The following is a 257-nucleotide window of genomic DNA, read 5'->3' on the forward strand; positions in this document are numbered from 1 at the left end:
ACCGCACCTCGGCGGCCGGCACCCAGGAGCACTATTTCACCACCAAGCTCGAAGACGCGATCATCGTCGACATCAAGGACTACATGCACAACTGCCAGGACCCGGCCAACGCGCACTTCACCCACCTCGAAGACGTGCACTTCACCTACCGCAAGATCACCTGGACCCACGAAGTGTCCGGTACCTCCGGCTCGGACGACTGGCGTACCCCGGTCGCCGGCTAAGCCTGCGTTAGTTCACTGCCCCGGCCAGCCAGC

At 63.4% G+C, this 257-nt stretch carries 1 protein-coding gene; it reads left to right on the forward strand.

Annotated elements, in window-relative coordinates:
• Positions 1 to 224 (forward strand): type VI secretion system tube protein TssD (gene tssD / locus QMX96_RS26855; protein WP_196932528.1); only part of this gene is annotated, 224 nt, incomplete at its 5' end.
• Positions 225 to 257 lie beyond the last annotated feature (33 nt).

Source organism: Pseudomonas sp. PS01300, from assembly GCF_029960155.1.
GTDB classification, from domain to species: Bacteria; Pseudomonadota; Gammaproteobacteria; order Pseudomonadales; family Pseudomonadaceae; genus Aquipseudomonas; species Aquipseudomonas palmensis.